At 37.6% G+C, this 8,554-nt stretch carries 9 protein-coding genes; 5 read left to right on the top strand and 4 right to left on the bottom strand.

Annotation, left to right across the window (positions count from 1 at the left end):
• Window positions 1-64 precede the first annotated feature (64 nt).
• Window positions 65-616: a DJ-1 family glyoxalase III gene (locus tag RTK36_RS11065; RefSeq protein WP_312047183.1), complete on the top strand. Its 552-nt coding sequence runs from the start codon at window positions 65-67 to the stop codon at window positions 614-616.
• On the opposite strand, the gene RTK36_RS11070 is transcribed toward RTK36_RS11065, so the two are convergent.
• Entirely contained in the window at window positions 588-1,007 is a 420-nt protein-coding gene (locus RTK36_RS11070; protein WP_312047185.1) for a hypothetical protein, read from the bottom strand. The two genes, RTK36_RS11065 and RTK36_RS11070, sit on opposite strands and share 29 nt — an antisense overlap.
• A gap of 88 nt (window positions 1,008-1,095) precedes the next feature.
• Between RTK36_RS11070 and RTK36_RS11075 the strand changes: the two genes are divergently transcribed.
• Window positions 1,096-1,617 (top strand): DUF6648 family protein, encoded by a 522-nt coding sequence (locus tag RTK36_RS11075; RefSeq protein WP_312047187.1) that lies wholly within the window; start codon window positions 1,096-1,098, stop codon window positions 1,615-1,617.
• Between the two features lie 123 nt (window positions 1,618-1,740).
• Here the strand turns inward: RTK36_RS11075 and RTK36_RS11080 are convergent, their stop codons facing one another.
• Window positions 1,741-2,604, bottom strand: a complete 864-nt coding sequence (locus RTK36_RS11080; protein ID WP_082754194.1) for a MurR/RpiR family transcriptional regulator — start codon at window positions 2,602-2,604, stop codon at window positions 1,741-1,743.
• A gap of 287 nt (window positions 2,605-2,891) precedes the next feature.
• Here RTK36_RS11080 and RTK36_RS11085 point away from each other — a divergent pair, with 287 nt between their 5' ends.
• From RTK36_RS11085 to spo0A, 3 genes are all read left to right on the top strand, one after another.
• Complete coding sequence (locus RTK36_RS11085) at window positions 2,892-3,398, top strand: COG2426 family protein (protein WP_312047189.1); 507 nt, start codon at window positions 2,892-2,894, stop codon at window positions 3,396-3,398.
• An 11-nt stretch (window positions 3,399-3,409) separates the two neighbouring features.
• The gene (gene rsmA, locus RTK36_RS11090; RefSeq protein ID WP_312047191.1) at window positions 3,410-4,285 is read left to right on the top strand and encodes a 16S rRNA (adenine(1518)-N(6)/adenine(1519)-N(6))-dimethyltransferase RsmA; all 876 of its coding nucleotides are present in this window, start codon (window positions 3,410-3,412) and stop codon (window positions 4,283-4,285) included.
• A gap of 608 nt (window positions 4,286-4,893) precedes the next feature.
• Window positions 4,894-5,685 carry a sporulation transcription factor Spo0A gene (gene spo0A, locus RTK36_RS11095; RefSeq protein WP_312047193.1) on the top strand — a complete coding sequence of 264 codons (792 nt, stop codon included), beginning with the start codon at window positions 4,894-4,896 and terminating at the stop codon, window positions 5,683-5,685.
• A 163-nt stretch (window positions 5,686-5,848) separates the two neighbouring features.
• Here spo0A and RTK36_RS11100 read toward each other — a convergent pair whose 3' ends face one another.
• Both RTK36_RS11100 and lepA read right to left on the bottom strand, forming a co-directional pair.
• Complete coding sequence (locus RTK36_RS11100) at window positions 5,849-6,448, bottom strand: dihydrofolate reductase family protein (RefSeq protein ID WP_312047195.1); 600 nt, start codon at window positions 6,446-6,448, stop codon at window positions 5,849-5,851.
• Between the two features lie 206 nt (window positions 6,449-6,654).
• The gene (gene lepA / locus RTK36_RS11105) at window positions 6,655-8,466 is read right to left on the bottom strand and encodes a translation elongation factor 4 (protein ID WP_312047197.1); all 1,812 of its coding nucleotides are present in this window, start codon (window positions 8,464-8,466) and stop codon (window positions 6,655-6,657) included.
• Window positions 8,467-8,554: the final 88 nt, after the last annotated feature.

Genomic DNA, 8,554 nt, shown 5'->3' on the forward strand with positions numbered 1-8,554 from the left:
ATTATCGAATATAATAAGTCTAATATGCTTTTATCAGTAAAAAACAGATTAGGAGGTTAAGCCCATGAAAACTGTTTATATTTTTCTTGCAGAAGGGTTTGAAGAAATGGAAGCGGTTACACCCTTAGATTTACTGCGCCGTGTTGGTGTAAATGCAAAATTTGTTTCCATAGGTTCATCCTTGCAAGTAAATGGTGCTCATAATATTTGTTACACCGCAGATATTTTTTTTGATGAGGCAGTAGCCAATCATGCCGATGGCATTGTTTTGCCGGGTGGTATGCCAGGAACACTAAATCTTTTGGCTCATCAAGGTCTATGCGACTTAATTAAAAAATACTATAAGGAGCATAAACCAATTTGTGCTATTTGCGCCGCCCCCCTTATTCTCGGTGAATTAAACCTTTTACAAGGGAAAGTCTCAACAATATATCCAGGCATGGAAAATAAGCTGCTTGGTGGGGTTCCATCCAAAAATCAAGTATGTGTTGATGGAAATATCATAACTTCCCGCGGACCAGGTACAGCGATTCCTTTTGCACTGAAACTTGTTGAAATTTTTGCAAGCAAAGAAGCGGCCGATAAGCTTACAGCCGATATTGTTTATCAGATATAACAATTTCTCCAAAAATAAGTGGAAGCTCTGCTGGTAAAAAACAGCTCATACCCAGCTTTTCTGCGGCGGCTTCAACATCCTTCAGTTCCAAGCTATATATGTAAGAAATCTCTTGTGGCGTATAGGAGGCCGACATTCCACGGGAAAGCTCTCTGCCAAACATTTTGCAAATGAGAGATGGCCCTGTTTGCATTAAGTGTAAAAAAGTGCCTTTTGTAATAATCGCAAGTTTTTCTTGTTCCAATATATTTGAAAGCTCTGTTGCGGACAGACATAATAGCTCTGAAACCTGATCTTGCGCATACGGTTGAGTCTCCGTTTTCAAAAAAATATCTATCGCTGCAATTTTGGGCTGAATTTCCCTTTGATAAAAATCTAAAAAAGTCTGCATATGTATCCTCTCCCTAATTGTTCTCTCATCATTGTAACAGGATGAAACAGGAGAAAGCCACAGGGAATGGATGGAAGCGAGGCAAAGCATGAATGCAATCCAAAAATATTTTAAATACCGGCAAAGTCTGATTGACCAATACATCAAAGGGGATATGACAAAAAAAGAATATCTCCAAAAAAACTATGAGGCTGTTGTCTATGGAAACATTGGGCCTTTCACCAATATGGATACTGTGGAAAAGGCCTTATTTAACTATCAATATTACAACGCGTTGGCAAAAGAACAAAAAACAATCAGCACCACAAAAGATATGGAGTACGAACTGAAACAAGATTCCTTGGAACGAAGCAACTATTACTACCACAAAAAGGATAAAGCTACCCTTACGGTCTTACGGATGCTTGACTATAGAGGTACACAAGCCTATTTTGTTAAGGTGCAGAGCAAATATCTTAAGGGAAAGCTTTTTGAAATTGTAATCGAGGAAGAAGATATTATTCTTCATTCCACCAGTTCTTTAATTTTAAAATGCCTGCGAGAAGAAGGCGTTTTCACCGAGGGCAGCCGAAAATCTTTAATTGATGACTATGTGAATCATCGGTATTAATGTTTTATCAATCCATGATCCAAAAAAAAGGGGCTCTATGATATATAGGCTCCTTTTTTATGTCAGATCAAATATGTATTTCTTTTCTTTAGACAATAGTATTAAAACAATCCCAGCTCTTCTTTAAAACAGACCAACCTTGGAAATATATTTATCAATAAGTTGTAATTTCGCCTCTGTTGAATAGCCCATCTTTCTGCTGATAAATGAACATAAAAGCTCCATGGTAAATAATACTCCTACATAGGAATTGAAAAATGTGTTGCTGTCCACACTTACCGTTAATAACTGGGTAGCATACTGAGCCAATGGAGAACTTGCCTTATCCGTAATCAAAATAATCTTAGCCCCTGCATCATATGCCATTTGTGCCGCCAATAAATCCATTTCTGAATATCTGGGGAAACTGACCGCTATAATGCAATCATTCTCTGTAATATCGCAAATATGGTCAATGACATTCAAGGCAGGATGGGAGGTCTCATAAACATCAGTCAACAAATGCTTTAGTAACAACAGCATCATATCGCCAATGCAAGTGTTTGCTCTGGAAGTAACAATAAATTTCCGCTTACTTCCCGCAATAAGCCCTGCGGCTCGTTCAAATGCAAGTGTATCATTGTGATTGATAGAATACTTCAAATTCTGCAGCACATTTGAAAAATAACTTTCCACAATATCGCTTTGTCCCAATTTGCTAATGGATAGTTTTAACCTTTCCGAAGGCACTGTAATATTATCTGATACACTATTGATTCTTTCCGTATAAGTCTTTCTGATACTTTTTTGAAAATCCATAAATCCAGAATATCCCAGAGTTCGTGTAAAACGAATTACCGATGAATCGCTGACATGAAGTCTTTTTGCAATATCGGTAGAAGTAATAAAACAAGATTCCGCAAAATTATCTAAAATAAATTCGGCAATAAGTTTTTCTTTTTTTGTCAGTTTAACGCCCATCAGTTGTGCTCTTAATTCTTCTGTCAAACCCTTCACCCCTTCAATATATAAAAAATGATATATTTATCTTAATAAAACACCATCTTATTTCATAAAATACTCTCGAAAGTAAATATATTCCTATTGCTATATTATAACCTTATCAATACCATAATTTCAATACAAAACTGCAAAAGAACTTGAAAGAAAAGATTAATATTTTTTTCATGACTACCTGTTGTTTCATATATCATATTAGTATATAATATAGATTCAAAGTATGGTAAAAATCAGCATGGGTCTCACTCCCATGCTCTTTTTCAGGAGGAATTCAATTGGCTGAAACAATCGCAAACTGGCTTGTCACAAATTTACAGGGTTCCATGGCAAGGGAACTTATTGTTTTCATCGTATCTATGCTTCCGATTCTGGAACTAAGAGGCGGTATTATTGCAGGTTTTGCCATGCAAATGAATTGGCTGCCTACTTTCATTATTGCGTTAATTGGCAATCTACTGCCAATTCCGTTTATCTTGCTTTTTATTCGCTATATTTTCAAAGTGTTGGAAAAAACACCCCTGCGCAACTTTGTTGCATGGTGTGAAAATAAAGCAAATGCAAAAAGCGATCAAATTCGTAAATATGAGTATTGGGGCGTATTTCTTTTTGTTGCAGTTCCTCTGCCCGGCACAGGGGCATGGATGGGAGCTTTAATCAGCGCACTTCTTAACTTGAATCCCAAAAAGTCTTTCCCTGTCATTGTATTGGGCGTATTTACTGCAGGAATTATTGTATCTATTTTATCCTTCGGCTTATTAGGCCGCTTAGGCTTTGGCGCATAAAGGAGGCACGCATGACAGAACGGATATCCACCCCTTCAAGAACAAAACAAATTATTGAAGAGAATCATTTTACTTTCAAGAAGAACTTTGGACAAAATTTTCTCATTGATTCAAATATATTAGAAAATATTTGCCAATGCGCAGACATCATCAAAGATGACTGTGTGTTAGAAATCGGCCCAGGCATCGGATCACTCACCCAAATTTTGGCAGAAAGTGCAAGAGAAGTGGTTGCTGTGGAAATTGACAAAACACTGATTCCCATTTTAAAGCAAACCCTAACGGGCTATGACAATGTAGAAATTTTAAATCAAGATATATTAAAAACAGATATTGATGCAATCATTGCTGAAAAAAACAACGGCAGGCCCATAAAGGTGGTTGCTAACCTTCCCTATTACATCACCACCCCAATTATAATGGACTTGCTCGAAAAAGAGCGTCACATTGATTCCATTACAGTTATGGTGCAAAAAGAAGTGGCAGAACGCATGCAAGCAGGCCCTAAAAATAAGGAATATGGCGCCTTGTCCATTGCAGTACAATATTATTGCGACGCTAATTTAGATATGATCGTTCAGCCCTCTTGCTTCATGCCCCGCCCAAAGGTTGCCTCTGCGGTAATTACCCTTAAGGTACTTCCGGAACGCAAAGTTATCTCCAAAGACGAAAATTTATTTTTCCACTTGGTGAAATGTGCCTTTGGTCAGCGCAGAAAAACATTACTGAATAGCTTAAACAATCAAGGTGATTTAAATCTATCCAAAGAGGAACTTACCGCAATCATTACTTCTTTGGGCTGGGACGAGCGTATTCGTGGAGAGGCTCTAGGTATTCAAGATTTCGGAATTTTAACAGACGCAATCTTTGATAAACTCCACCATTAATTTCGTTGAAGCGGCTAGGGAAACGACTTTTGTCTTTTCTCTAGTCCTTTTCTTTATTTGGAAGGTACTTTTTTTACCCAAAATCCACAAGGTAAAAGCTATAAGTACATTATTTTTCAATATGTGAGTTAATGCATAAACATTCCCCAGAATTCATCAAGCTTCATATTTTTTCGACTTTTTATTTCTTTTTTGTCTAGAAAAAGAATTTAATATATTACAAATCAGTTAATTATTTATCATTCTAAATATTGACTGAGCAACATTCTTTTTAATATGTTGTCATACTTTTTATAGAAAATTAATCATTGGAGCACATTTTATTAAAGAAAATGAAAAACTCGACAAGAAAATTATACCATTTTCAACCACAAAACTTGTCTTTTTTCTTCATTTCCTCTATTTCCCAATGCCATGAATCCCCAGAAATCAACATGGGCAATATTCCCCAGTGAAAACAGTGGGATATTTTACAATATTGTTAAATTTTCGGTCTGAATTTGTCTGGCGAAAACACCTTGTCACCAGAATATTCCTGTACTATAATCATTCCAAAAGCAAGTATTATTTGCATATTCATTCATCAAACAACAATCGGAGGGATCATTTTGAATCAAAATAAAATAAAAGTGCTGTTAGCCGATGATAATAAGGATTTTTGTGATTTAATCGCAAATCATCTGAGTAAACAGGATGACATGACTGTTGTCGCAGTTGCCGTAGATGGCATAGACGCCATGAACAAAATCAGAGATACAGAACCAGATGTTGCAATTATCGATGGTATCATGCCTCGTCTGGATGGAATCGGTGTTTTGGAAAGACTGCAAAAAAACAGCGATATACATCAGCCTGTAACAATCATTCTTTCAGCTTTGTCTCAGGACAAGGTGGTTCAAAAAGCTATGGATTTGGGTGTTTCTTACTATATGGTAAAGCCCTTTGATATGGATGCATTAACTCAGCGTATCAGACAGCTGTTGCAAGAAAGACCTATGATTAAAAGCGGAATCCCCTCCTTTAGTCAAACACAAAACAGTGTGGCCTATGATTTGGAAACAAAGGTAACAAACATTCTTCACGAAATTGGTGTTCCTGCTCATATCCGCGGCTATCATTATATGAGAGAAGCCATTATTATGAGCGTAAACGATATGGATGTGTTAAATTACATCACAAAAGAGCTGTATCCTTCTATCGCAAAGAAGTGTAACACTACACCTTCCCGTGTAGAACGTGCTATTCGTCATGCTATAGAAGTGGCTTGGAACCGTGGCAAAGTTGATGCCATTGATGCCCTTTTTGGTTATACTGTAAATAATCATAAAGGCAAACCTACCAACAGCGAATTCATTGCGTTGATTGCCGACAGATTGCGCCTAGAGCAAAAAGCCGGTTAAATCATAAAAACTCCTTTTATCATTTTATCCCCAAATATATTGAAATTTATAGGCCCGGATTTAATTCGGGTCTATAAATTTGCACAAAAACAGTACTGTCGCCACCTTAATAATTGTACTTATACAGTTTCATCATCTCTGAAAAGCCTATTGATAAATAAATTTATCTTCTCACATAAGTAAGTTCAACCATTCCATCAAACGTTTTTGTTTCATTAAGTTTAAGCTTAATTTCTGGATTTTTTCCAAGAAAAAGTGGAATCCCGTTCCCCAAAATTGATGGTATTATTGTTATAATGTATTTATCTATCAAGTCTTGCTTCATAAATTGATCAATTAACTTCCCTCCACCAACAAGCCAAATATCTTTGCCTTGTTCCTGTTTTAGTTTTTTTACAAATCCAGTAATATCCTCTTTTATAAACTCCACTCTATGATCAGGTTCACTTCTCCTCGTTGTAGCGACATAACACGCCTTACCTTTATATACCCAACTATCAGGAGATAGTTCATGGATAATCTGTTCATATGTGGTTCTACCCATTACTACTGTATCAATTTGACTATAAAAATCATTGTATCCATTCTCTACATCTAAATCATTACTCTCCCCAATCAGCCAATCAATCCCTCCATTTTCCCTTGCAATATAACCATCTAAGCTTGTTGCAATATAAAGTACTATGTTTCTATTCATTGGCTCAACTCCCTTCTTGCATACAGATAATGCAGCTATCACCGTTCCACTTTTACCTGTTTCCACCTTGAAATCTTTTTCTTAACCTTTTTGATGCATCTAACCCTTTGAACAAGTTTTCCAATGCCTTTTTATTGAAAGACAAAGGGGAAATTCTCATGCTTACCTTATCTTCCGACTATCATATCTTACAAAACTCTTTCCAACAAGAATATTTAGAAAAAAACAGGTGTCATTGCAATTTGCAATGACACCTCTATGTGTTAGCAATGTTATTCGTCTTCCAATTTTAAAACACTCATAAACGCCTGCTGAGGCACCTCTACGCTGCCAATCTGACGCATACGCTTTTTACCCTCTTTCTGCTTCTCCAGCAGCTTTTTCTTACGACTGATATCACCACCATAGCATTTAGCCAAAACGTCCTTACGCAAAGCACTAATGGTCTCTCTGGCAATAATCTTACTACCAATCGCCGCCTGAATGGGAATTTCAAACTGATGTCTGGGAATTTCCTTTTTCAGCTTTTCGCACATTCTTCTGCCTCGATCTACCGCAGAATCTTTATGCACAATAAAGGAAAGGGCATCCACAGCTTCTCTATTTACCATAATATCCAGCTTTACCAATTCACTTTCTTGATATCCGATTAAAGAATAATCAAAAGAAGCGTAGCCTCGACTTCTGGATTTTAATACGTCAAAGAAATCATAAATAATCTCATTCAAAGGAATTTCATAGGTTAGTGTTGCTCTGGTATCGTCCAAATACTCCATACTGATGTATTCGCCACGTCTTTGCTGACAAAGCTCCATTACCGCACCAATGTAATCCTTTGGAAGCATAATCTCCGCCTTTACAATGGGTTCCTCCATTTTAGCAATACGTGCTGGATCCGGCATATTGCTGGGGTTTGACAGGTCAAAGCCTGTCCCATCTGTAAGGTACACCTTATAAATAACGCTGGGCGCAGTTGTTACTAAGTCCAGATTATACTCTCTTTCCAATCTTTCCTGCACAATTTCCAGATGCAGCAATCCCAAGAATCCACAACGATAGCCAAAACCTAAAGCAATAGATGTTTCAGGTTCAAAAAATAACGCTGCATCATTAAGCTGCAATTTTTCCAAAGCATCTCTTAAATCAGGATATTTTGCACCATCCACAGGGAATAATCCGCAATATACCATAGGGTTTACTTTTTTATAACCATGCAGTGCTTCAGCCGTAGGTCGATGTGATTCGGTAACCGTATCCCCCACGCGAGTATCCGCAACATTTTTAATACTGGCAGTAAAATAACCTACCATACCAGCTTTCAACTCTTCCGTAGGAATATATCGACCGGGGCCAAAAATACCAACCTCGATAACATCAAACTCCTTGCCTGTGGCCATCATGTGAACCTTGCTTCCCTTTCGCACAGACCCGTCAAAAACGCGCATTAAAACAATAACACCTCTGTATTGATCGTAAACCGAGTCAAAAATCAGCGCTTTTAAAGGTGCTTCCGGGTCCCCAGTTGGCGCAGGGATATCAGTAACAACACGTTCCAAAACAGTTTCAATATTAATACCGTTTTTCGCGGAAATTTCAGGAGCATCCAGAGCTGGTATACCGATAATGTCCTCAATTTCTTGTTTCGCCCAAGCTGGGTTTGCGCTGGGCAAGTCTATCTTATTTATAACAGGCAGTATCTCCAAATTGTTGTCCAATGCCAAATATACATTTGCTAATGTTTGGGCTTCAATGCCCTGAGCGGCATCCACAATTAAAATAGCACCCTCACAGGCTGCCAAGCTTCTGGAAACCTCATAGTTAAAGTCCACGTGTCCCGGCGTATCAATTAAGTTAAATTCATACTCTTCACCATCGCTTGCGCGATACACAAGTCGCACCGCCTGAGATTTAATGGTAATGCCTCTTTCTCTTTCCAAATCCATATTATCCAAAACCTGTTCCTGCATTTCTCTATCAGTAAGCAGGCCTGTTTTCTGAATCAGTCTGTCCGCCAAAGTGGATTTGCCATGGTCAATATGTGCCACGATACAAAAATTTCGGATATTCTTTTGTCTGTCGGACATGAATTTCCCTCCTAAATTGTAAATTTACATGCAGAAAAAATAATCATCGTATCAACTCTTTCAAAAACAAGTCCTGATTTCAAAAGAA

It is taken from the genome of Anaerotignum sp., assembly GCF_031981185.1.
GTDB lineage: Bacteria > Bacillota > Clostridia > Lachnospirales > Anaerotignaceae > Chakrabartyella.

Bases quoted from the DNA above. Each gene is read 5' to 3' on its own strand.
- RTK36_RS11075 (WP_312047187.1), top strand. From the start codon at position 1,096: ATGAATGCAATCCAAAAATATTTTAAATACCGGCAAAGTCTGATTGAC.
- rsmA (WP_312047191.1), top strand. From the start codon at position 3,410: ATGACAGAACGGATATCCACCCCTTCAAGAACAAAACAAATTATTGAA.
- lepA (WP_312047197.1), bottom strand. From the start codon at position 8,466: ATGTCCGACAGACAAAAGAATATCCGAAATTTTTGTATCGTGGCACAT.
- RTK36_RS11070 (WP_312047185.1), bottom strand. From the start codon at position 1,007: ATGCAGACTTTTTTAGATTTTTATCAAAGGGAAATTCAGCCCAAAATT.
- RTK36_RS11065 (WP_312047183.1), top strand. From the start codon at position 65: ATGAAAACTGTTTATATTTTTCTTGCAGAAGGGTTTGAAGAAATGGAA.